19 protein-coding genes are annotated in these 22,714 nt (G+C 41.8%); 9 read left to right on the top strand and 10 right to left on the bottom strand.

The genetic code is table 11. From position 1 onward, the window contains the following. The first annotated feature begins 88 nt into the window (after positions 1-88). The 4 genes from FZC88_RS01285 (at position 89) to FZC88_RS01270 (ending at position 3,212) form a co-directional block, all read left to right on the top strand. Positions 89-946, top strand: coding sequence for a DegV family protein (locus tag FZC88_RS01285; RefSeq protein WP_148993376.1), 858 nt, complete (start codon positions 89-91; stop codon positions 944-946). Positions 947-1,003: 57 nt separating this feature from the next. Then, positions 1,004-1,135, top strand: a complete 132-nt coding sequence (locus FZC88_RS01280; protein ID WP_148968441.1) for a DUF3941 domain-containing protein — start codon at positions 1,004-1,006, stop codon at positions 1,133-1,135. A gap of 169 nt (positions 1,136-1,304) precedes the next feature. Continuing rightward, complete coding sequence (locus FZC88_RS01275; protein ID WP_044337711.1) at positions 1,305-1,796, top strand: YajQ family cyclic di-GMP-binding protein; 492 nt, start codon at positions 1,305-1,307, stop codon at positions 1,794-1,796. A 69-nt stretch (positions 1,797-1,865) separates the two neighbouring features. Then, complete coding sequence (locus tag FZC88_RS01270) at positions 1,866-3,212, top strand: CoA-disulfide reductase (protein WP_148993375.1); 1,347 nt, start codon at positions 1,866-1,868, stop codon at positions 3,210-3,212. 23 nt (positions 3,213-3,235) lie between these two features. Here the strand turns inward: FZC88_RS01270 and FZC88_RS23800 are convergent, their stop codons facing one another. Further along, positions 3,236-3,394 carry a hypothetical protein gene (locus FZC88_RS23800; RefSeq protein WP_187443475.1) on the bottom strand — a complete coding sequence of 53 codons (159 nt, stop codon included), beginning with the start codon at positions 3,392-3,394 and terminating at the stop codon, positions 3,236-3,238. A gap of 155 nt (positions 3,395-3,549) precedes the next feature. Here FZC88_RS23800 and FZC88_RS01265 point away from each other — a divergent pair, with 155 nt between their 5' ends. Beyond that, a complete protein-coding gene (locus FZC88_RS01265; protein WP_148993374.1) occupies positions 3,550-4,419 on the top strand; it encodes an SDR family oxidoreductase in 870 nt (289 codons plus the stop codon). A gap of 66 nt (positions 4,420-4,485) precedes the next feature. Here the strand turns inward: FZC88_RS01265 and FZC88_RS01260 are convergent, their stop codons facing one another. The 5 genes from FZC88_RS01260 to FZC88_RS01240 all read right to left on the bottom strand — a co-directional run bounded on the left by FZC88_RS01260 (position 4,486) and on the right by FZC88_RS01240 (position 10,798). After that, positions 4,486-5,517 carry a LacI family DNA-binding transcriptional regulator gene (locus tag FZC88_RS01260; protein ID WP_148993373.1) on the bottom strand — a complete coding sequence of 344 codons (1,032 nt, stop codon included), beginning with the start codon at positions 5,515-5,517 and terminating at the stop codon, positions 4,486-4,488. A gap of 142 nt (positions 5,518-5,659) precedes the next feature. Continuing rightward, on the bottom strand, positions 5,660-7,198 hold the full coding sequence (locus tag FZC88_RS01255; protein WP_148993372.1) for an alpha-amylase family glycosyl hydrolase: 1,539 nt from the start codon (positions 7,196-7,198) through the stop codon (positions 5,660-5,662). Positions 7,199-7,236: 38 nt separating this feature from the next. Continuing rightward, positions 7,237-8,079: a sugar ABC transporter permease gene (locus FZC88_RS01250; protein WP_148993371.1), complete on the bottom strand. Its 843-nt coding sequence runs from the start codon at positions 8,077-8,079 to the stop codon at positions 7,237-7,239. A 1-nt stretch (position 8,080) separates the two neighbouring features. Continuing rightward, a complete protein-coding gene (locus FZC88_RS01245; RefSeq protein ID WP_148993370.1) occupies positions 8,081-9,367 on the bottom strand; it encodes a carbohydrate ABC transporter permease in 1,287 nt (428 codons plus the stop codon). 150 nt (positions 9,368-9,517) lie between these two features. Further along, on the bottom strand, positions 9,518-10,798 hold the full coding sequence (locus tag FZC88_RS01240) for an extracellular solute-binding protein (RefSeq protein WP_148993369.1): 1,281 nt from the start codon (positions 10,796-10,798) through the stop codon (positions 9,518-9,520). Between the two features lie 289 nt (positions 10,799-11,087). Between FZC88_RS01240 and FZC88_RS01235 the strand changes: the two genes are divergently transcribed. From FZC88_RS01235 to FZC88_RS01220, 4 genes are all read left to right on the top strand, one after another. After that, entirely contained in the window at positions 11,088-12,848 is a 1,761-nt protein-coding gene (locus FZC88_RS01235; protein WP_148993368.1) for an alpha-glycosidase, read from the top strand. Between the two features lie 113 nt (positions 12,849-12,961). Continuing rightward, positions 12,962-14,317 carry an MATE family efflux transporter gene (locus FZC88_RS01230; protein ID WP_148993367.1) on the top strand — a complete coding sequence of 452 codons (1,356 nt, stop codon included), beginning with the start codon at positions 12,962-12,964 and terminating at the stop codon, positions 14,315-14,317. 310 nt (positions 14,318-14,627) lie between these two features. Continuing rightward, entirely contained in the window at positions 14,628-14,969 is a 342-nt protein-coding gene (locus FZC88_RS01225; protein ID WP_148993366.1) for a P-II family nitrogen regulator, read from the top strand. 62 nt (positions 14,970-15,031) lie between these two features. Continuing rightward, positions 15,032-16,420, top strand: a complete 1,389-nt coding sequence (locus FZC88_RS01220; RefSeq protein WP_148968431.1) for an ammonium transporter — start codon at positions 15,032-15,034, stop codon at positions 16,418-16,420. A gap of 97 nt (positions 16,421-16,517) precedes the next feature. Here FZC88_RS01220 and FZC88_RS01215 read toward each other — a convergent pair whose 3' ends face one another. The 4 genes from FZC88_RS01215 to asnB all read right to left on the bottom strand — a co-directional run bounded on the left by FZC88_RS01215 (position 16,518) and on the right by asnB (position 22,604). Further along, a complete protein-coding gene (locus tag FZC88_RS01215) occupies positions 16,518-17,354 on the bottom strand; it encodes a phytoene/squalene synthase family protein (protein ID WP_148993365.1) in 837 nt (278 codons plus the stop codon). Next, entirely contained in the window at positions 17,320-18,822 is a 1,503-nt protein-coding gene (locus FZC88_RS01210; RefSeq protein WP_148993364.1) for a phytoene desaturase family protein, read from the bottom strand. Before FZC88_RS01210 ends, FZC88_RS01215 begins: the two co-directional genes overlap by 35 nt. Beyond that, on the bottom strand, positions 18,819-20,342 hold the full coding sequence (locus FZC88_RS01205; RefSeq protein ID WP_148993363.1) for a phytoene desaturase family protein: 1,524 nt from the start codon (positions 20,340-20,342) through the stop codon (positions 18,819-18,821). Before FZC88_RS01205 ends, FZC88_RS01210 begins: the two co-directional genes overlap by 4 nt. Before the next feature lie 405 nt (positions 20,343-20,747). After that, complete coding sequence (asnB, locus tag FZC88_RS01200) at positions 20,748-22,604, bottom strand: asparagine synthase (glutamine-hydrolyzing) (RefSeq protein ID WP_148993362.1); 1,857 nt, start codon at positions 22,602-22,604, stop codon at positions 20,748-20,750. Positions 22,605-22,714 lie beyond the last annotated feature (110 nt).

Below are 22,714 nucleotides of genomic sequence, written 5' to 3'. Positions count from 1 at the left end.
TTTACCTTAAAATCATACTCTATGGATTGTTATTTGAATGAAATATAGCTAGACTAAAGCTATATAGAATAACCAAAGGATGATTAGGATGACAGTAAAATTATTTGCTGATAGTGCAAGCGATCTTCCTGCTGCATATTTCAACGAACACAACATAGAACTGCTGCCACTGAAAGTACATATTGATGGTCGGGATTACGAGGACCTGGTAACCATCGAGCCGAAAACCGTATTCAACAAAATAAGGGAAGGACATATGCCAAAAACGTCTCAAGTATCACCGGACTTTTTCATGAAGAAGTTCACAGAGCTTGCAGAATCGAATCAATCCGGTATCTACATTGCCTTTTCCTCACAATTGTCAGGAACTTACCAAACGGCTGTGATGATTCGCGATCAGGTGAAAGGGGAGCACCCCGCTCTTGATTTGACCATTATCGATTCAAAGTGCGCTTCACTTGGCTACGGATTAGTTGTAATGAAGGCTGCTGAACTGCTTCAGAATGGTGGGAGTAAAGAAGAAATTATCGAAGCCTCCCGTTTCCACTCAGAGCATATGGAACACCTATTCACTGTAGAAGACCTTGAATACCTGGCAAAAGGCGGAAGAGTATCAAAAGCATCAGCTTTTCTTGGAGGATTGCTAAACATCAAGCCTCTCCTGCATGTAGAAGATGGAAAGCTTGTCCCGATTGAAAAATTGCGTGGGAAAAAGAAGCTTCTCAAACGAATTCTCGACTTGATGGAAGAACGGGGTGAAGACCTCTCCAATCAAGTGATCGCCATCAGCCACGGAGACGACGAAGAACTTGCTCTTGAAATGAAGAAGCTCATTCAAGAAAAGTTCTCACCGAAAGATGTATATATCAGTATTATTGGATGTGCCATAGGTTCTCATACAGGCACAGGCACCTTAGCCATATTTTTCTTAAACGATCATTCATAAACTCCCCTCTTCTTCCTCATACTATGAGAGAAGAATATACTCGAAGGGAGAATCACTATGCCACATACATCTGATAACGAAAAAAAGGCCAGAGACAACAATGCCCTGCGCCAGGAAAAAAATAAGATTAAAGAAGTAAATCGTAAAGCAGGGAAGAATCAGTTTTCTAAGAAGACGGATCATTTGTAAGGATTGCCTTGGGCAGTTTCCGGCTCTTGGATACGAAAAAGTGCCAGTTCTTTATAGAGCTGGTGCTTTTTATTTTTTCTAAAAATCCCCCCGATGCATTCATAGAAGTTGTATGCACCATCAAAGGTTGTCTATAATGAAGAGAAAGAAAAACATGGAGGGGTTACATATGGCAAAAGAGAGTTCATTTGATATTGTTTCGAAAGTGGATATGTCTGAAGTGAGTAATGCGATTCAAATTGCGTTGAAGGAAGTTCAAACACGTTACGACTTTAAAGGAAGTAAGAGTGACATTAAATTAGATGGAGAGGAAATCGTTCTCGTATCTGATGATGAATTTAAAATGAATCAGTTAAAGGATGTTCTTCTAAGCAAACTCATCAAGCGTAATGTTCCTGTTAAGAACCTTGACTACAGCAAGCTTGAAGGGGCATCCGGCGGAACCGTTCGTCAGCGTGCGAAGCTCGTTCAGGGAATCGATAAAGAAAATGCAAAAAAAATCAATACCATCATCAAAAACTCCGGTGTAAAAGTGAAGAGTCAGGTGCAGGATGATCAAGTACGGGTCACTGGAAAAAGCAAGGATGATCTTCAAAAAATCATCGCTGCGATCCGTGAGGCGGATCTTTCAATCGATGTACAGTACGTAAACTTCCGATAATCCAGTTTTTCAAAGAAGTCTAATGGGTACAATATATCCATTAGACTTCTTTCAATTAGGAGGAAAAACATGAAGAAAAAAGTCATCATTATTGGGGCAGTCGGCGGCGGTGCCACCACTGCATCACAAATTAGAAAACTGGATAGTGAAATAGAGATTATTCTTCTTGAAAAGACATCCTATCTTTCATACGGGGCATGCGGAATGCCTTATTACCTGGGTGAAGTCATTAAAGACCGTGAAAGTCTTTTTGCAGCCACACCTGAAAAATTACATACGAAAAAAAACATCGATGTCCGCATGCATCATGAGGCGCTAAAAATTGATCGTGTTAAAAATTCTTTACTTGTAAGGGATCATGACAAAAACCAGGATTACGAAGAAACATATGATTACCTCGTGCTCGCAACAGGGGCTTCCCCCTTTATCCCTGACATCCCGGGTCTTGATATAATTCCGGCTTTCCATCTCAGAACCGTTGAAGATATGGACAGGATCAAGCAATTCGTTGAAACCTCAAAGCCAAAAGTCTGTACCATTATCGGCGGGGGGTACATAGGAGTCGAAATGTCCGAGAACTTCACTCATTTAGGGATGAAAGTCAACCTCGTTGAAAGATCGGAACATGTGATCAGTGTAATCGATGAGGAGACTGCCCTCAAACTGCAAGAGCATATAACAGAGCAAGGTGTTAAGTTGTACACGAATGATGGACTGAAAGAGGTACTGTCAGAAAATACCCTGAAACTGGAGAGCGGAGAAACGTTTCAGTCAGACTTTATTCTTCTTTCGGTAGGTGTAAAGCCCAATAATCTTCTTGCTAAGGAAGCCGATTTATCAATAGGAGAGTCTGGTGGTGTCGTCAGTAATAAGTTTATGCAAACAGACGACCCCTCCATTTATGCAGTCGGAGATGTGGTAGAGTCCATCGACCTTATTGACGGGACCCCAAAACAGGTTCCCCTTGCATGGCCTGCACATCGACAAGCTTACATTATTGCAAGACACCTATCAGGAAGCCCAGTACCTTTTAAGGGGATGCTTGGTACTGCAATTGCGAAGGTTTTTGACCTTTCCATTGCATCCACCGGATTAGGTGAGAAGGAATTAAATGAAAAGGGCTATTCGTATAGAACCTCCGTGCACGAAGGAAAGTCACATGCCGGCTACTATCCCGGTGCTCATGATGTGTATGTGAGAGTCCATTTTTGTCCCGAAACTGGAAAGATCTTTGGAGGAAATGTTGTGGGCGGAGAAGGAGTCGATAAGCAAATCGACGTTCTTGCAACAGCCATTTACGGCGGCCTGACCATTATCGATCTCCAGGAACTTGAAACATGCTATGCACCTCCCTTCTCTTCTCCAAAAGGTTTGTTGAATATGATTGGATATAAAGGTGCCGGATTAATGGATTAGAAATATATGCAGGCAGGCTTCTCTTAAAGGAGCCTGTATTTTGTATGAGTATGCACTTCGATATTGGATAAATATGTTAGTCGGCTGGTTTTTTTTGTGTAAACGGCTGATTTTTCACTGATTTTCGCCGGATTCTCCTCAAAAACGGCTGGATTTCCTTCAATCAAAGCTCTATTAAACATCAAATGCCTTCGTCCCAAATTGAAATAATTGCTGCATCACACGACAAATCGAAAAGATAATCTTGCTAAATCTCCCAAAACAAACACGTTAATAATTATTTTTTTCGGGTAAACACTATCCTAAGATAACCTAAATCATCAAAGGAGTGTTTTCATTGTCACAACAACAAAATCAGAAGCAAACGTTCCCCCCTCAGCACCAGGATCATCAGCCCGGCACAGTGGATGAGATGAACCCCCAACCGATTCATACGGATCAAAATTATAAGGGTAGTGGAAAGCTGGACGGGAAGGTCGCACTCATTACCGGAGGGGACAGCGGGATTGGACGATCGGTCGCATGGTATTATGCCAGGGAAGGCGCCCATGTCGCGATATCTTATTTAGAAGAACATGAAGATGCGAATAAAACGAAGGAATTAGTAGAAGCTGAAGGTGTACGATGCATCCTGCTGTCAGGTGATATTGGAAGCTCGACGTTTTGTAAAGACATCGTGAACAAAACGATTTCTGAATTCGGCAAGCTTGATATCCTGGTGAATAACGCTGCCGAACAGCATCCTCAGGCAGGGCTTGCGGACATAAGTGACGAGCAGTTGGAGCGTACATTCAAAACGAATGTATTCTCTATGTTCTACTTAACAAGAGCAGCTTTGCCTCATCTTAAAAAAGGAGCTTCCATTATCAATACGGCTTCTATTACAGCTTATAAAGGTAATAAGGAATTGATTGATTACTCTTCTACTAAAGGGGCCATTGTCAGTTTCACCCGATCCCTTGCAGAAAACATTGCATCCGATGGAATCAGGGTTAACGGCGTGGCACCTGGCCCGATATGGACCCCGTTGATTCCTTCCACTTTCAGCTCTCAAAAGGTATCTCAGTTTGGAGCGAATACTCCACTTGGACGTGCTGGTCAACCATATGAATTAGGACCTGCTTACGTATACCTGGCAAGCGAAGATTCAAGCTACGTATCAGGACAGATGATTCATATTAATGGCGGAACGGTTATTAACGGATAAAACGAAAGCGACTGAAGCATTTGATTCTCCAATAAGTGGAGTTTCCAATGTTTCAGTCGCTTTTTATTATGATGTCTCTTTTCGTTCACTGCAAGAGCATCTTGTAACGAGCTGATGAGGCACGATGATTCTCTTGATCGGTTCTTTCGGGTTCTCAATCTTTTGGATCAGGCTTTTGGCTGCCTCATTTCCCAGATTGAATATGTTGATATCCACAGACGTGAGCGGAGGACGGGACATTTCAGCCAGCAATACATTGTTGAAGCTCACAATGGATATGTCTTCAGGAACACGGATGCCCATTTCATCCAGTGTGTTCAGTACCCCTAATGCCATTAAATCATCGGCCACTACCAGAGCCGTTGGAGGAGCGTCTAATTGCATCAGTTCATTAATGGCTTCACGACCTCCTTCACGAAGAAATTCTTCATGAATGATGTATTCATCCTTCATATCTATACCGGCATTACGCAAAGCCTTTTCATAACCTAATAAACGCTCAACGGTTACCACGAGGTTGAGGTCTCCACCTATAAAGCCGATGCATTCATGACCAAGCTCCAGGAGATAATCGGTTACTTCCTTCGTAGCCCGGTAGTTGTCATTATCCACATGAGTGATCTCTTCACAATATTTATAAGGCTTCCCTACGACGACAAATGGAAAACCACGATCTTTTAAGTAGTTCATCACTTTATCTTCCACTTTTGAGTAAAGAAGGATGATACCGTCCACTCTTCCCCCTTGCACCATTTGGACGACGCCTTCATAGATTTCTTCTTCAGATTGACCTGTAGACATTTGAAGGGCATATTGTTTCTCCTGAGCACCTTCACTTAGTCCTCTTAAAACTGTCGGAAAGAAAGGGTTTTGTGAGAAAGTACTAGCTGAACCTGGTAATACAAGCCCCAACACTTGAGTAGATTGATTTGCCAAGCTCCTTGCTATGAAGTTAGGATGATATCCTAATTGTTCCATCGCTTCTCTAACTTTTTGCTTTGTTTTCTCGCTGATTCTTGGATTGTTTGCAATAACACGTGAGACCGTAGATGGAGCTACGTTTGCAAGCTTTGCAACATCCTTGATGGTGACCGCCATTCATTCCACCCCCTCTTTAAAATCGTACCCTCTTAGGTGTAGAGGGCTGCTTTATTCTATTTCACAATCATTAAAACGCTTCCATTTCATTATTCTTAAAAATCAGGAATTGCAGGGCTCATAGACTGAGCCCCGCATCAAATCATGACTGTTTTTTCTTCCTTCCACGCTTCCATACAAGATAAATAAAGAGTAAGAAGAGGACATACACAGTGCCGAGTGCCAGTAGGTAAGGATAATTCAATCCGCTCTTCTGTTTAAGGGAATAAACCTCTGATTCTTCACGATCGACTATGATCGTATAATTTCCATCTTTATCAATACGTACCAGGTCTGCGGTTAATAATCCTTTCAGCTCACTATTTTCTGCTAATTCATCTTCACTCAATTGAACCTTTTGAGATTCACTTGTGTTATTTATGGCGATCACGAGCGTTTGATCCCCGTACGTACGCTTAAATATTCCCATACCGTCTTTTTCATAGATGGGTTCTATCGTCCCTCTAGTAAGGGCGGGGTAATCTTGACGAAGCTTCCCTAATTGAGTGATGTAATCAATCAATTCTTCATCAGCCCTAAAGTTCATAAAACGTCGATTATCCGGGTCATTCCCACCATCTACGGCTATTTCAGAACCATAATAAACGATCGGTATCCCTGGAGTCGTATACATATACGTTAGAGCGAGCTTCCACCTGGTACCCGGGAAGAGCTTCTCTTGAACAAGCAGTCTCGTAAAACGCTCCATATCATGGTTATCGATAAAAGTCCCCATTAAGTAAGGATCGTCATAGTACGTTTCGTTGTATTTCCAGAAGCTAAATAGGCGATCCATCGATGTATCCGGTTTTTGGAATACAGAACGCATCTCTTCTGCTTGAGGAAAGTTAACAAAACCATCAATTCCTACATCATTATACTTCGCTATCTTCTGGGGGTCGCGATCGAACACCTCACCAAGTAGATAGAAGTCTTCTTTGACTGACTTAACTTCTTCGCTAAATTCACTCCAGAATTCTTGTGGTACGTGACGAACAGTATCCAGTCGGTATCCGTCAACATCTGTTTCTTCAATCCACCATTTCGCGGCGTCAAATAAGTAGTTTTTCACTTCGGGATTTTCTGTATTTAAATCGGGAAGATCATATAACCACGCATTTTGTAGACTTTCTTCATTATCGAAGTTCATCGGCTGATTTTCATGAAACCAGTCCGATTTTTCAGGATCATTCACCCAAGGGTGCTCGGGTCCGACATGGTTTACAACGAAGTCCAGCATCACTTTCATATCACGTTTGTGTGCCTCATCTACAAGTTTTTTAAACGTATCGATTGATCCGAAATGTTCTTCTGTCTTATAGAAATCTGTAATCCAATACCCGTGATAGCCAAGTGGCTGGTTATCAAAGACCGGGGTCAGCCAGATGGCGGTAAATCCCATATCCTTAATATAATCCAGCTTATCAATCACACCTTGAAAGTCCCCGCCTTGATAGGCTTTAGGGTCTTTGGCATCCACATTCTTATCATTGCTCGTATCCCCGTTATTAAAGCGATCGACCATTAGAAAATAAATGGTCTCATCCTGCCATTTTCGTTCTTCTTTTTCAACTGCACCTACCGGAAGGGCGTAAAAAAGAAGAAACGGGACTAAAATGAGAGATAATACTCTTCTTTTCATCTCCGCTCCTCCTAAAACTGTTAGTAACGCCTATAAGATTATCCTTTTGTACCCCCTGCCGTCAATCCTGAAACGAAGTATTTCTGGAAGAACAGGAATAATAGGGCTATTGGTACTGCAATCAGGACAGAACCTGCAGCGAATGTTGTAAATTCTGCTCCGAATTGTTTCGCTACCATATCATAAAGGGCAACCGGCAATGTGTACATTTTTTCTGAACGCAGTAGGATACTGGCAATGATAAAGTCTGCGAATGGTGCAATGAACGAAAACAGTGCTACAACCGCAATGATCGGTTTCGCAAGGGGCATGACGATCTGGAAGAAAATACGCAAATGTCCAGCTCCATCCATTTTGGCTGATTCATCAAGCTCTTTAGGAATCGTATCCAGATACCCTTTCATTAACCATGTATTCATTGGGATTTGTCCACCAACGTATACAAGGATCAATCCAATATGAGTATCCAATAAATCTGTTAACAAAGCCAAAACGAAAATCGCGATTAAGGCAGCAAAGTTAGGAATCATTTGCAGTATCAGGAATGTCATCAATCCATTTTTGCGACCTGCGAAACGGTAACGCGAGAAAGAGTAAGCCGTTAAACTGACCAGTAATACCGTAAGTGCCATGGTAGATAAACTTACTTTTAACGAGTTCCAGTACCAAAGCATATAATTACTTTGTTCCAGATCGAATAGTTCTTTATAATGTGCCAATGTTGCATTCTTTGGGATGATGGATGAACCGGATAAACTTTGACCTGGGTTAAATGAAGATCCGATGATCCATGCAACCGGGTAAAGAATGATGGCAAACATGATTCCGATGGCTGCGTATGAAAGTGTTAAACGTATGAGTTTCTGTCTCTTCATATTCATATTACATCATATCCTCTTCTTGGAATGATTTCGTTCTCTTGAACTGCCAGATCGCTACTGTAATGACGATAATGGATAATAATAATGTGATGGCAGCTGCTTTCGAATACTGTGCGGATGTCATAGTCAGACTGTAGATCCATGAAATCAGAATGTCAGTTCCACCTGCATTTTGTCCTGTCAGGGCAGGTCCTCCGCCATTGAACAAGTAAATAACGTTAAAGTTATTAAAGTTAAATGTGTATTGCGTAATGATGATTGGTGCCGTCGCAAAAAGAACGAGTGGCAACGTAATGTTCTTGAATTTCTGGAAAGCTGATGCCCCGTCCACCGTTGCTGCTTCATAAAGCTCGTCAGGAATCGATTGAAGTACCCCTGTCGTCATGGCAAAGATGAATGGGAAGCCTAACCAGGCTTGAATACCAATCAGGGCAATTCGTGTATACATCGGCTCCGTCATCCATGGTAAACCTTCAATGCCGAAGAATCCTAGGATATCCCGGTTAATCGTTCCGAAAGATTCATTGAACATACCTGCGAAAACCAGGATGGAAACAAAAGCCGGGATTGCCCAAGGTAAGATGAACACGGTACGGATGATTGCTTTTCCTTTTAAATCTTTTTGATTGACCAGGATGGCAAGGAATACACCCAGGGCAACTTGAAGCGTTGTGGCACCGAATGTCCAAACAAGTGTCCAGGCTAATACGGTAATGAATGTTTCTCTCCATATATCAATCTTGAAAATATCAACAAAGTTTTGAATCCCTATCCAGTCGACTAATTTAGCCGGCGGTGAGTGATACAAATCATAGTTTGTAAACGCCAGTAAGATAACAAATATGATCGGGAAGATGACTACGAATACGAGTAATAAGAATCCAGGAGACATTATGAGATAAGGAAAGCCATTGTCTATTAAATTTCGGTATTGTTCCCGAATCGTACTTAGCTTCTCTCCTCTGTCTCTCTTTTCTCCGTTTTTATATGCGTCCCGAAGATTAAACAAGTAGAATCCGATTCCGAAGATTGATACGATGATTGCCAGGATTCCGTATACCATTAAGAAAATGGAATGATCTCCGTATGAGATGTCTGTCCCAAGCGTTGTAATCCCCCATAATCCGTAACCGATCAAATCTCTAAAGACAAGGATAAAAGCGGCAGTCATGATCAGGAAGAATCCGCCCTTTAGAAACTGTCTATGATACATCTGACCTAATCCAGGGATTAGGGAAAGGGCCAGTGCTGTTTTTCTATGTTTTGCTTGATAGGATTGTTGCTCCATCCTATATTCCCCTTTCTACGTTCACAATTTTGATAAGCTTCAAGAGCTTTTTAAGAAAAGAATTCATTATTTCCTTAAAAAGCCCTTGAATTGGTCTTTAAAAGGATAGCAGTACCTCTCAAGAAGAGAAGGTACCGCTATGTTTATTCATTAGTTTGAGTGATTGGCATCAATGTTTTCTTGAATTTGCTTTACAGCTGCATCAAGAGCCGCTTTAGGATCTTGCTTGCCTGTCACGACGGTTTGGAGTGAGTCAGCCATTGGTCCCCAAACTTCTCCCATTTCAGGAATGTTTGGCATTGGAACCGCATATTGAGATTGCTCAGCAACCGCTTTAGCTCCTGGGTTTTCTGCTATTGCAGGATCGTCGATCAACCCTTGGTTTGTTGGAACTTCTTGAGTTTGTTCAAAACGTAATTTCGCATATTCATCTTGAGTGATGAATTCGATGAATTTTTGAGCCCACTCTTTATTTTCAGAGTAGCCTGATACGTGCCATCCTTTAACACCCATGAATGTTTTCATTGGCTCTCCGTTTGGAAGTTTAGGCATAGCAGATACACCAATATCGATTCCAGCATCTTTGTATCCTTGGAAAGACCATGGTCCATTCATGACAGAAGCAACTTTCCCTTCACCAAACAGACCGTCCATTGCAGATCCACCATTTTCACCAACGATACCTTTAGGGAATAAACCTTCTGTGTACCATTTTTGAATATATTCCGTACCTTCTACAGCGCCTTCATTGTTTAAACCAAGATCTTTCGCATCTAATGCGCCATCATTTTCAGCAAATACATATCCGCCGAATCCACCGATCGGTGCATGAGCGAAGTAGAAGTTATCCCAAAGAGCTAAGAAACCGTAGTTTCCATCTTTTGTGAAGTCTTTAGAGAATGTGTACACTTCATCCATTGTTTTTGGAGCTTCTTCCATTAACGCTTTGTTATATACGAATACCGGCGTTTCAGAGGACTTTGGAAGACCATATAGTTTTCCATCATAGCTCTCCGCTGTCATGGAAGACTCAGTGAAACGCTCTTCAATGTCCCCTTCAACTTCTAAAGCAGCGATATGACCAGCAAGAGCAAGCTCACCGATTTGGTCATGTGGTAATGTTAAAACGTCTGGACCAGTTCCAGCAGGACCGTCTAAACGTAATTGTTCTTTCATCTTAGTAGCCATTTCGACTTCTTTCACTTCAACTTTGATGCCAGTTTCTTCTTCGAACTTAGCACCTACTTCATCCAGCCATCCAGTTTTCTCTTGATCTTCCCAGACAACCAGTTTTTCAGGTTTGTTTGCATCGTCAGCTTTTTTCTCTCCGCTGTCTTTGTTTCCTGATCCTTCTTCACGATTAGGACCACAAGCAGCCAACGCCCCTAGTACAAGCATGATTACCATCAATAATGATAGCGCTTTTTTCATCTCGACCCCTCCTAAGTATGGTAAAAAATGAGCTTTCGGTTAGACTGAACAAACGTTTGCACATACTATGACTTAATCTCTAAAGATATCGCTTACACTCTTTGTGAAAACGATTGCACAACCTATCTCTTATTATACAAAGTAAATCTACTTTGACAATACTTTTTTGAAAATTTTTTATGTTTGCCAGAGAGAAAAGAAAACGCTTCACTAGATTGAAGTCCCCTTATTGACAACATTGTTGCTTTAGAATACTCTTTAAATGAAATGAAAATGAGGAGGACCTACGATGCTACTGGAAGCCATTTATCATAGACCAAAAGATAACTATGCATACGCTTGCACTGAAAACGAGTTACACATAAGGATTCGAACGAAGAAGAATGATGTAGAAAACGTCACACTCCTGCACGGAGATCCTTATCAATGGGAAGAAGGAAAATGGATATACGATCGTGAGGAGATGGTATTAACCGGAACCGATCGCCTGTTCGATTATTGGTTTGCTCCCATCTCCCCTCCTTTCAGACGCCTTCGTTACGGTTTTCTTCTCCATGACGGAACGGAAGAAGTCTTTTATGGAGAAAAAGGATTTAATGACACTCCTTCAACTGATATCGGGGATTACTTCTGCTTCCCGTTCTTGAATACTATCGATGTATTTCAGGCACCGGCTTGGGTGAAGGATACAGTATGGTATCAAATCTTCCCGGAGCGATTTGCAAATGGAAATACGGAGAATGATCCTGAAGGAACACTGGCTTGGAATAGTACAGACCCCACTCCAATCAATTTCTTCGGAGGGGATTTAGAAGGTGTGATCCAGAACGTTCCTTATCTAAAAGAGCTTGGGATCTCCGGGATCTATTTTACCCCCATCTTTAAAGCGCATTCCAATCATAAATACGACACGATTGATTATTTCGAGATCGACCCTCAGTTTGGGACGAAAGAAACATTGAAGGAATTAATCAAGGTCTGTCATGATAATGAAATGAAAGTCATGCTGGATGCTGTCTTTAATCATAGCGGCTTCTATTTTGACCAGTTTCAAGATGTACTTAAGAACGGTGAGGACTCCCCTTATAAAGAATGGTTCCATGTAAACGAATTTCCTTTGGATATAGAAAGTAAGCCGCCTAATTATGACACTTTTGCATTCGAACCTTCCATGCCGAAATTAAATACTGAAAATGAAGATGTCCGCAATTATCTATTAGAGGTTGGCCGATACTGGATAGAGGAATTTGATATCGATGGATGGCGTCTGGATGTTGCAAATGAGGTCGATCATCACTTCTGGCGTGAATTCCGCAAAGAAGTGAAGAATATAAAGCCGGATCTATATATTTTAGGAGAAATTTGGCACGATTCAATGCCCTGGTTACGGGGAGATCAATTCGATGCGGTTATGAACTACCCTTTCACGACAAATCTATTGAATCTATTTGCCAAGCAAACGATATCCGCATCACAATTTGCAGAAAATATGACCTCTGTTGTTCATATGTATCCTAAGAACGTAAATGAAGTGAATTTCAACCTTGTCGGAAGTCACGATACACCGCGTGTATTAACAGAGTGCGGCGAAGATATCCGACGCGCTAAACAAATTTACACGTTCATGCTCACTTTCACAGGCACACCTTGTATTTACTATGGAGATGAAATCGGCCTGACTGGTGAACAGGACCCAGGGTGCCGTAAGTGCTTCCCTTGGGAAAAAGAACGACATAACGAAGAACTGTTCAGTCATATTCAGAAGCATATCTCCCTTCGCAAGGAGTATCCACTGTTAAGCAATGAAGGTAATTTGACATTCTTACCAGGAGACCTTCATGAACAATGCCTTTCCTTCACTAAATCAGATGGAGAAGAAACCATTTTTGTCCTCTTGAACTGTAGTGAAGAATCGACCACCTACTCCCTTCCTTTTGAATTAAAAGGAAAGAAAATCACGAATCTGTGGAGTGGTGAAGATTTTGCCGCTGAAGCAGATTCCATTGAAGTGGCACTTGAAGGGTATGGATTTGCCATCCTGAAATTTTAATAAAGATTAGTTCGTGAAAAGTGGGACTACACCTTAACGGTTAGTCCCCTTATCTATTTAAATCGATCAGAATGACCAGGTGCCTTTCCCTGGCCAGCTAAAGGAGAAAATCTATGAGCAAGAATCAAAAAAACATGACCCTCTTCGCCTTGACTTGGCCGATTTTCATTGAAATCTTTCTTCATATGCTGATGGGAAATGCCGATACATTAATGCTCAGTCAGTACTCAGATGACTCTGTCGCAGCCGTCGGGGTTTCCAACCAAATTCTCTCTCTCATAATTGTCATGTTTGGATTTGTCGCAACAGGTACTGCGATTCTTGTTGCTCAGCATCTGGGAGCCCGGGAGGACCGATTGGCCGGAGAAGTATCCATCGTTTCCATTGCCGTTAACTTAGGGTTCGGACTCTTCCTGAGTCTCGCCCTTGTGTTTTTCAGTGAACCGATCCTGCTTTCAATGGATCTTCCCCGATCGCTGATGAATGAAGCATCTTCTTATTTAAAGATCGTTGGAGGATTCGCCTTCATCCAGGCATTGATCATGACAGCCGGTTCCATCATGAGGAGCTACGGCTACACGAAAGACGCCATGTACATTACGATCGGAATGAATATCATCAATGTGATCGGAAACTATTTATTTATCTTTGGCCCATTTGGCGTTCCTGTTTTAGGGGTGGAAGGGGTAGCGATTTCCACGATTGCTTCGAGGCTTATCGGATTTATCGTGAGCATCATCGTGATTAGCAAACGAATTCCCAATGCCCTTCCAATTAAGAGGTTATTTCATTTACCTATTTCTCATGTGAAAAATTTATTGCGCATCGGAATTCCCTCTGCAGGAGAACATTTGTCATATAATGGTTCACAAATGGTCATTACGTATTTCATTGCAAGTATCGGAACAAACGCATTGACCACCAAGGTGTATGCACAAAACCTGATGATGTTTATCTTTTTATTCAGTGTAGCGATCAGTCAGGGAACTCAAATTATCATTGGTCATATGATAGGAGCGAAACAATTTGACAGTGCCTATGAACGGTGTTTGAAAAGTTTAAAGATTGCTATCTTCATCTCTCTTATTATGGCCGGAATTTTTTCTATAGCAGCGGAGCCTTTGCTGCGAATATTTACAAATAACGAAGAAATCATTTCTCTTGGAAAAACATTAATCTACTTGACCATCATTTTAGAACCGGGCAGAAGCTTTAACCTTGTCGTCATAAACGCACTAAGGGCAACAGGCGATGTGCGCTTCCCAGTTTATATGGGGATCTTATCCATGTGGGGAGTAAGCGTTACGCTCTCCTATATACTCGGAATCTGGTTCGGGCTCGGACTTATCGGGATCTGGATCTCCTTCATTGCCGACGAATGGCTCCGTGGTGTCATCATGCTCAAGCGCTGGCAATCCAAAATATGGATCCACAAACGATTTGTTCAAAGTAATAAAAGTACAATTTAGAGGGACGGACCTTCTTTTAGATGGTTCTGAACCTCGATGCAAGTCAATATGATCGCAGCAACCATCCCTCCTTTTAAAAAGAGTCAGCTCACCAATTGAGCTGACTCTTTTTCACTCCAAATGAAAACGCCTCCACCTTCGCATGTTAAGTTTTTTTACATAAAAACGCTTACATGATAAATTAATACTTGAACTTTTGTTATTTTCTGAATATGATAAATAATATAACTTATTCATGTCATAAAACCTAACATCATAGAATCGATTTATCCAAGATTGAAAGAACAAAAAACAAAAGGAGGAAAAAACAATGAAAAAAGGAGAAGCGATTATTCGTGCAGAAGCATTCTTGTCACTGCGAGAAGCGTTATGCCTTCGTGGATTCAGCGGGCTAACCGTATCAGAAGCAGCTGGCTGTGGAAAACAGAAAGGAAAGCAAGGGATTTTCAGAGGGAATAAATTCGAACTGCAGTTAGTCCCCCGTGTAAAAGTGGAAATGATCGTCGACGATGGTCAGGTTGAAGACATCATTGACCTCATTGTTGAGCACTGCAGTACCGATACCGTAGGAGACGGAAAGATTTTCATCTATCCGGTCGAAGATGTCATTCGCATCCGCACTGGTGAACGAGGAAAAAAAGCCGTTTTATAGATCACTTCATTCTTAACTCAATCACTAAGCCGCTTTACCAAACCAATTTTGGAGGGATACCATTGATTAAAAAAATTTCTGTTCTGTTGCTTCTGTCACTGTTTGTGAGCACTACTGCTTTCGCTGCTGCCCCTACCGCAGAATCTGTTCAGGCATCCGTTGACTCCCTATGGGTCATGATCGCTGCAGTCCTTGTGTTTTTCATGCACGCTGGATTCGCCATGGTCGAGACCGGATTTACCCGGGCCAAGAACTCTCTTAATATCCTGATGAAAAACTTCTTAACTGTTGCCATCGCTTCTGTTCTGTTTTTCATTGTTGGGTTTGGTTTTATGTTTGGAGGAACGTCAGGTGGCATCATCGGTACCGATAGCTTTTTCCTTTCAGGGCGTGAAGATATCGGCTTCTTCCTATTCCAATCCGTGTTCGCCGCCACTTGTGCAACGATCATTTCAGGTGCTGTAGCTGAACGAATGAAGCTTAAAAGTTATATTATGTTAACCATTGCAATGACTGGAATCATTTATCCGATTGTCGGACATTGGATTTGGGGAGGCGGATGGCTTTCTGAGCTTGGATTCGTTGATTTCGCCGGATCTACTGTCGTTCATTTAACAGGTGCTGTCGGAGCCTTCATTACGGTACTCTTCCTTGGAGCACGTATCGGCAAATACAATAAAGGTAAAGTGAATGTCATTCCTGGTCATAATATCCCGATCGGTGCCCTTGGGGTATTCATCCTTTGGTTCGGCTGGTTTGGATTCAATGGAGGCAGCAGCTTGGCCGCTGATCCCACGCTTGTACCTCACGTCATTACAACAACTTTATTCTCAGCATCTGCTGCCATTCTATCATCAGCTTTCTATACACTAGTAAGATTTAAACGAATCGATCCTTCCCTGACGTTAAACGGAGCTTTGGGCGGACTTGTCGGTATAACCGCCGGCTGTGCCAATGTATCTCTCGCGGGCTCACTCATTATCGGACTTATTGCAGGAGTGATCCTTGTCGAAGCCGTAACCGTAATTGACTCTAAACTTAAAGTCGATGATCCTGTGGGTGCCATTGCAGTACATGGAATTTGCGGGGTCTGGGGTACGGTAGCTGTTGGATTGTTTGATGTTTCGAACGGTTTGTTCTATGGCGGGGGCGTTTCTTTAGTAGCCACCCAAGCCCTGGGCGTGTTAGCCGTTATTGCCTGGACCTCCGTCACTGTCGGAGGGTTCCTGTTCATCGTAACGAGAGTGGCAAGTATTCGCGTTTCACGTGAAGAAGAACTTTCAGGACTGGACTTTACAGAGCATGGGTCGAATGCTTATGAATTAAAGGATACTGTATTAGAATCAAATGTTTCTTCCTCTTCTCCTTTTGGATCTGATTTAGTTGATCGATTAAATTCGATTGGTACAGGTGAAGTGAGTGAAACCATGAATCAGCGAAACACAATATAATCAGATTGGGAGCTGCCAAGAGCGGCTCTTTTTTCTGCCTTCAACAAAAATAAGCTCATATGGAAAGCTTTCAACTAAAGCTTCCATACGGGCTTATTTACGAAATGGTTGAAATGATTCTTTCTTTTATATCATTTGATACGAAATGTTTCTTGGAAAAAACATTATAGTGATTACTTCTTACCTCACCCAGGATGGCTTGATATAATAATGCCGCACCCTTTACCGGAGTCCTTGAATACAAAGGATAAAGATTCATTGTACGGAAAGCTTTCTCATAATAGTGTTCTGCAATCCTGGCCATTTCTTCCCATATGGACTGGAATGCAGCATTATTTCTATGATCCATGAATTCTGCTACGGTATATTCATATTTAACTAATAAATCCTGCGGGATATATAGCCTCCCTCTTTCCAGGTCTTCGCCGATATCTCTTAATATATTGGTAAGCTGCATGGCATAACCTAAGTAGATACCATCTTCCCTTAATTGATGTTCTTTCCCGGGAGCAAGAATAGGAAGAAGCATTAACCCTACAGTGCTCGCAACGTGATAAGAATAGTCCAGTACATCATCCATCGTCACATAAATTCTCCCGTTCAAATCCATTCGTTGCCCTTTAATCATATCCCGAAAAGCTCCGATGTCCATATTGAAATGATTAAATACATCGTCCAAGGCTACCCATATAAGTTCTTCTTCATTAAAAGAACCTGTTAAAAACGATTCGAATTCCATTTCGAATTGCAGTAATTGCTCAGAAGGTTTCGTCCCCTCGTCTACGATATCATCCACTCTGCGACAGAATGCGTATACTGCCCATACAGCTTTCTTTTGGTCCTTTGGTAACAGGGAGAATGCTCTGTAAAATGTCTTTGAGTGAAGTTTAATGATATTCTCACAATGATCGTATGCTTCCAAGATCTTGTTCATGTAAGGTCACATCCTTCCTTTCCAACTCCGTTTTATAATGTTCTTTGAAGGTTTCAGCTACGAGTTTTGCCCCCTGCATGACGATGGGTACTCCCCCACCAGGATGGATGGATGCTCCCACAGCAAAGATATTCTTTTCTGCAAACGGTTGTACCTGTGGCCTAAACGGGCCTGATTGACCTAAACTGGGTGCAATACCGAAGCTTCCCCCTGAATATAACCCTTCTTGTTTTGCCTCTTCTGGTGTCCTGACTTTCATCCACTTAATTCGTTTTCTTAACTCTTCGAAGCCCCTTTTCTCCATTGTATCCAATACGTAAGTGGAAAGAAATTCTGAAGCTTCCTCCCAGTCCAATTTCTCGGAAACCGGAACAGGGATTAGGACGTATAGGACACTGTTCCCTTCAGGTGCCAAGGATGAATCAACCTTAGACGGATTAAATACGTAAAATGAAGGTTCCTTAGGAATTCTCTTATTTTTGAAAATATCCTCCATATTGTCAGAGAAATATTCATTTAAATAAAATTGGTGCATTTCCTTTTCTTCAAACTTTCCATCCACGCCCATATACATTAGCACGCAACCAGATGAAGGCTTGTAAGGTTTAGACTCATTCTTCTTTACTAGTTTTGTTGCCGTAGGAAAATCACCATTGATGATCACTGCATCTATTTCTTCTCTACGATTTCCGAGGACGATGTGAGTCGCTTTATCCCCAGTAGTCTCGATTTCTGTGACAGGTGAAGATGTCTTGATGTTTACACCATTTCGTTCACATGCCAGCTGCACATGATCCAAAAGACTGGCATAACCACCTTTTATATAGTAGATCCCATGTTTATGCTCGCTATAAGATACTAAACTATAAATCGCCGGAGTCGTATAGGGATTCCCGCCAATATATAAGGTCTGAAGCCCGTAAGCGGTTTGGAGTTTTTCATGTTTAAAATAATGCCTTAAATTCCCCATCACATTTCGATATGCTTTTAACTTAATCAGTGAGGCAATCGTTTCCCGGTTCAGATAGTCTTTTGTTTTTAAAAATGAGGATTCAAGAAATTGAGGCTTACCGATCTTAAATCGTTCATCCATATCTTCCATGAATTTCAGAAACCCATCTTCATCCCCAGGAAACTGCTGCTTGATTTCTTCGTATTGCTTATCCATATCAGCATATTTTTTATACGTTTGACCGTCTGCAAAATGAACATTATACAAAGGATCACAACGGACGAATTCAATTTCGTCTGTATTTATTCCTGCTTCTGAGAGAATGGAAAGCAGCATTTCAGGCAGGAGCACGATGGTCGGTCCTTTATCAATTTTGTATTCACCTTCTTGAACAAAGGCAAGCCGCCCACCAATGGTTGACTCCTTTTCATAAACGGTAACTTCATGACCATCTTTTGTAAGTAACAGTCCCGATATCAACCCTCCTATACCAGATCCAACAACCGCCGTTTTCATAATGCTTCCCCCATTGTTTGGTCTTTAGTAAAGGAATAGGACGGATCTTCGTTCAGCAGCATATTCGTTGTAATCCGTGCTGATTCTAATATTGTAGGCAACCCGCTTCCCGGATGGGTTCCTCCCCCGACCAGCCAGCAGTTTTCAAGCTCTTCAAATTTATTATGAGGTCTGAGTGCCATCATTTGAGTTAATTGGTGACCGAGATTAAAGGTCGCACCTTGATAAATATTGAAGTCTTCCTCCCAATGATGAGGCGAGATGATTTTTTCAACCTGGATATGTTCCCGAATGTTCTTTAAGTTCGTTTTGCTTTCAACTGCATCCAGAACGAGATTACGGAACATTTGTTCATTCTCTGTCCAATCGATCCCGCTTACATTATTCGGAACGGGAGCAAGGATATATAAAGTGGAATGTCCTGGAGGAGCAAGCGTTTTATCTGTCACAGAAGCATTCTGAATATAAATGGAGGGATCTTCGGGAAGTGTAAACGACTCCGTTATTTCCTCCACATTTTTCTTATAGTCCTCTGCAAACAGGATGCTGTGATGAGGAAGATCAAATTGTTTATCGATTCCAAGATAGATCATGAAGGTCGAGCAGGAATACTTCTTCTTCTTCAGTTTTTCTTTACTGTATTTCTTGAGAACCCCATCTTCCACAAGGTTACTCATCACATGAGCGAAATCTCCATTAATGATGACTTCATCTGCGGAAACCTGTTCTCCATCTTCTGTAATGATTCCCTTCACCACATTTCGATCCTCAATCCACAATTTTTTGACCCCGCGACCCAAATGGATGGAACCACCATGCTCCGTCACTACTTTGGCCATGGCTTTCGATAGCTGATTTACCCCGCCGATCGGGTGAAATATGCCATATTCATGCTCCATGAAGGACAGAATCGAGAATGCTCCCGGACACTCCCATGGTGACATTCCTAAATATTTCGATTGAAAGGTAAAGGCTAACCGCAATTCATGATTGGTGAAATAATCACTTAACACACTATAAAGTGATTTTCCCAATGATAATTGGGGAAGGGCTCTCAAAACCTTCCAGCTGATATATTGATAATATCGATCCATCGGACTTTGAAGAATTGGTTTTAACCGTTCCATTTTTTTACGTGTATCATTCATAAAACGAGTATATCCTTCTGCATTCCCTGGATAATGACGCTCGATTTCTTCAGAAAGCAACTCCGGGTCTTTGAACATCTGGACCCTTTTATCTTTAAATATAAGTTCGTACATCATGGAGAGCTCTTGTAAATCCACATAGTCATGAAGATTCCTTCCTGCCGCCTCGAATAATTCCTCAGCAATTTCCGGCATACTCAAGAACGTGGGGCCAATATCGAACGTATACCCGTCCATGGTGACAGCACCGTTCCGTCCGCCAACAAATGTTTGCTTCTCATATACTTCCACATCATATCCCTTGCCGGCCAGCAGCATTGCCGCTGCTAAGCCACCTGGACCAGCGCCTATGACGATCATTTTCTTGGCCATTGTTATAGCCTCCAATGTATTTTTATTTGTACAATCATTATACAATAGTTATACATATGATTATACAACTCTTTCCCAGTAGAAACAAAGTTTAAACACTATTTTTTTAGATTTAATTTTTTCATCATTAATAAGGGGCTTGTCTCCCATAAAATGAACACCCAAAATAGGCTTACAGTTTTTCAACTCTCATGTTAGGATTTGGACCTTTTACCAATAGAAAAGAGGCATGCAAAAGGTTCCTTTCCTTTTACTATGCCTCCCTTTCTCTTCATTATTACTTTAAATCTATGTTTGTACCTGTCTCTTAATTCTTCGTAATTACCAGGATAGATTACCGACGGAAGATCACAACAAAAAGGTGAGCTCCTTTCATATAAGGAGCTCACCTTTTTCGTACGCCTACTATTCCACAATCTCTACATTATAATCCTTAAACCAAACATGAATCTGGGCCAGGTGGGCAAGTAACTGGGGGCCGGTCATGAGTTGGCCGTACCACGGTACCTGAAAGGCCGATCCGCCTGTTGAAACGATTTCTTTCAATTTTTCTTCATCGAATAATTCATAAAGAACACTTGATTTGTCTTCGAGTATTTCTTTCAACCATTCACTGACAAGCTTCGTGTACTCGGGGTGGTGGGTCTTGGGATACGGACTTTTTTTACGATAAAGGACTTCGTCAGGCAATACTCCTTCAAGAGCCTTTCGAAGAATGCCTTTTTCTCTTCCATCGTGCATTTTCATCTCCCATGGAATATTCCAGACGTATTCTACGAGTCTATGATCAGCAAATGGCACACGGACCTCCAAGCTTGCACCCATACTCATCCGATCTTTACGATCTAACAATGTCGTCATGAACCAAAGTAAATTCAGATAGAATAATTGCCTTCTTTTCGATTCAACTTCACTTTCCCCTTCTAATAATGGGGTTTCTGCCACTGTGCGATCATATTGCTCCAGCACATATTCTTCCAGGTTTAATTTCTTACTCCATTCTTCTTTCAGAAGGCCTTGACGCTCAGCCGTGGATCGCATCCAAGGAAATCCTCTGCGATCGAAATCTTCAGGTCGGTGAAACCAAGGGTAACCCCCGAATATTTCATCCGCACATTCTCCCGATAACCCCACCGTGAAGTCCTGTTTAATTTCGCGACAGAACCATAGTAGGGATGAATCAACGTCCGCCATTCCCGGTAAGTCTCTTACATGAACTGCTTCTGTCAAATAGTCCTTCAATTGCTGCTGGCTGATGACACAGCGATGGTGCTCAGTATCGAATTCCGAAGTCATCTCTTCTATCCATGGCGCATCGGAATTAGGCTGAAAATCATTCGCTTTAAAGTATTGTTCGTTTTCTTCATAATCAATGGAATAGGTGTGGAGTTTCCCTTTTCCTTCTTTTTTATAGCTGTTCGCAGCCACCGCTGTAATCGCACTGGAATCGAGTCCGCCTGATAAGAACGTACAAAGCGGCACATCGGAAACTAGCTGCCTCTCGATGGCATCAGTCAAAAGGAAGCGCACCTTTGACACTGTTTCACTAAAAGAGTCTGTATGCTCCTCGCTCTTCACATTCCAGTATCTCCATATTTTCAAGCCATCTTTGGAGAATATCAAAGCATGAGCAGGACGGAGCTCTTTCACTCCTTTAAACACTCCATTACCAGGCGTACGGGATGGTCCCAGTCCCAATACTTCCGCCAATCCCTGATGATCCACCTGGGGTAAAACATCAGGGTGGGCCAGTAACGCTTTGAGTTCGGAACCGAAGAGGATTCCTTCTTCCTTTTCAAAATAAAATAAAGGCTTTACGCCCATTCGGTCCCTGCCTATAAATACATGCTCCTTTTCACTGTCCCATACAGCAAAGGCAAAAATCCCATTTAGGTGATGGACACAATCTTCACGCCACTCTATATAAGACGTTAACAGGACCTCCGTATCAGAATGTCCTCTGAAGGTATAACCCTTTGAAATAAGTACTTTTCTCAAATCTTCTGTATTGTAAAGTTCTCCATTGTAGCAGATGGTGAAAAGGCGCCCGTTATGCTGAATGCTCATAGGCTGCCTTCCTCCTGCAGGATCTACTACTATCAATCGTTTATGACCAAACGCAACATGGTGATCAATCCATACATTCGTTTCATCTGGCCCTCTTTTAGAAAGGGTTTCTGCCATTTTTTCCACTACTTCTTTTTGATCAGACAAATCTCGTTTATAATGAATCCAACCTGTAATTCCGCACATGGTGATCATCCTCACTTTCTAATCAAACAAACTGGGCTCACGGACACATAAATTATTCTATGCTCCGGGCAGGAAATGGTTAATTGTCTCAATCAATTTTCACATGAATGAAATATGAT

It is taken from the genome of Rossellomorea aquimaris, assembly GCF_008180865.1.
Taxonomy (GTDB): domain Bacteria; phylum Bacillota; class Bacilli; order Bacillales; family Bacillaceae_B; genus Rossellomorea; species Rossellomorea yichunensis.
The sequence above is the reverse complement of the archived record's forward strand: the minus strand, read 5'-3'. Positions and strand labels throughout refer to the sequence as shown.

Coding starts and splice junctions, on each gene's coding strand:
- FZC88_RS01285 (WP_148993376.1), top strand. CDS start 89: ATGACAGTAAAATTATTTGCTGATAGTGCAAGCGATCTTCCTGCTGCA.
- FZC88_RS01280 (WP_148968441.1), top strand. CDS start 1,004: ATGCCACATACATCTGATAACGAAAAAAAGGCCAGAGACAACAATGCC.
- FZC88_RS01275 (WP_044337711.1), top strand. CDS start 1,305: ATGGCAAAAGAGAGTTCATTTGATATTGTTTCGAAAGTGGATATGTCT.
- FZC88_RS01270 (WP_148993375.1), top strand. CDS start 1,866: ATGAAGAAAAAAGTCATCATTATTGGGGCAGTCGGCGGCGGTGCCACC.
- FZC88_RS23800 (WP_187443475.1), bottom strand. CDS start 3,394: ATGTTTAATAGAGCTTTGATTGAAGGAAATCCAGCCGTTTTTGAGGAG.
- FZC88_RS01260 (WP_148993373.1), bottom strand. CDS start 5,517: ATGGCGGTCACCATCAAGGATGTTGCAAAGCTTGCAAACGTAGCTCCA.
- FZC88_RS01255 (WP_148993372.1), bottom strand. CDS start 7,198: ATGAAAAGAAGAGTATTATCTCTCATTTTAGTCCCGTTTCTTCTTTTT.
- FZC88_RS01250 (WP_148993371.1), bottom strand. CDS start 8,079: ATGAATATGAAGAGACAGAAACTCATACGTTTAACACTTTCATACGCA.
- FZC88_RS01245 (WP_148993370.1), bottom strand. CDS start 9,367: ATGGAGCAACAATCCTATCAAGCAAAACATAGAAAAACAGCACTGGCC.
- FZC88_RS01240 (WP_148993369.1), bottom strand. CDS start 10,798: ATGAAAAAAGCGCTATCATTATTGATGGTAATCATGCTTGTACTAGGG.
- FZC88_RS01235 (WP_148993368.1), top strand. CDS start 11,088: ATGCTACTGGAAGCCATTTATCATAGACCAAAAGATAACTATGCATAC.
- FZC88_RS01230 (WP_148993367.1), top strand. CDS start 12,962: ATGAGCAAGAATCAAAAAAACATGACCCTCTTCGCCTTGACTTGGCCG.
- FZC88_RS01225 (WP_148993366.1), top strand. CDS start 14,628: ATGAAAAAAGGAGAAGCGATTATTCGTGCAGAAGCATTCTTGTCACTG.
- FZC88_RS01215 (WP_148993365.1), bottom strand. CDS start 17,354: ATGAACAAGATCTTGGAAGCATACGATCATTGTGAGAATATCATTAAA.
- FZC88_RS01210 (WP_148993364.1), bottom strand. CDS start 18,822: ATGAAAACGGCGGTTGTTGGATCTGGTATAGGAGGGTTGATATCGGGA.
- FZC88_RS01205 (WP_148993363.1), bottom strand. CDS start 20,342: ATGGCCAAGAAAATGATCGTCATAGGCGCTGGTCCAGGTGGCTTAGCA.
- asnB (WP_148993362.1), bottom strand. CDS start 22,604: ATGATCACCATGTGCGGAATTACAGGTTGGATTCATTATAAACGAGAT.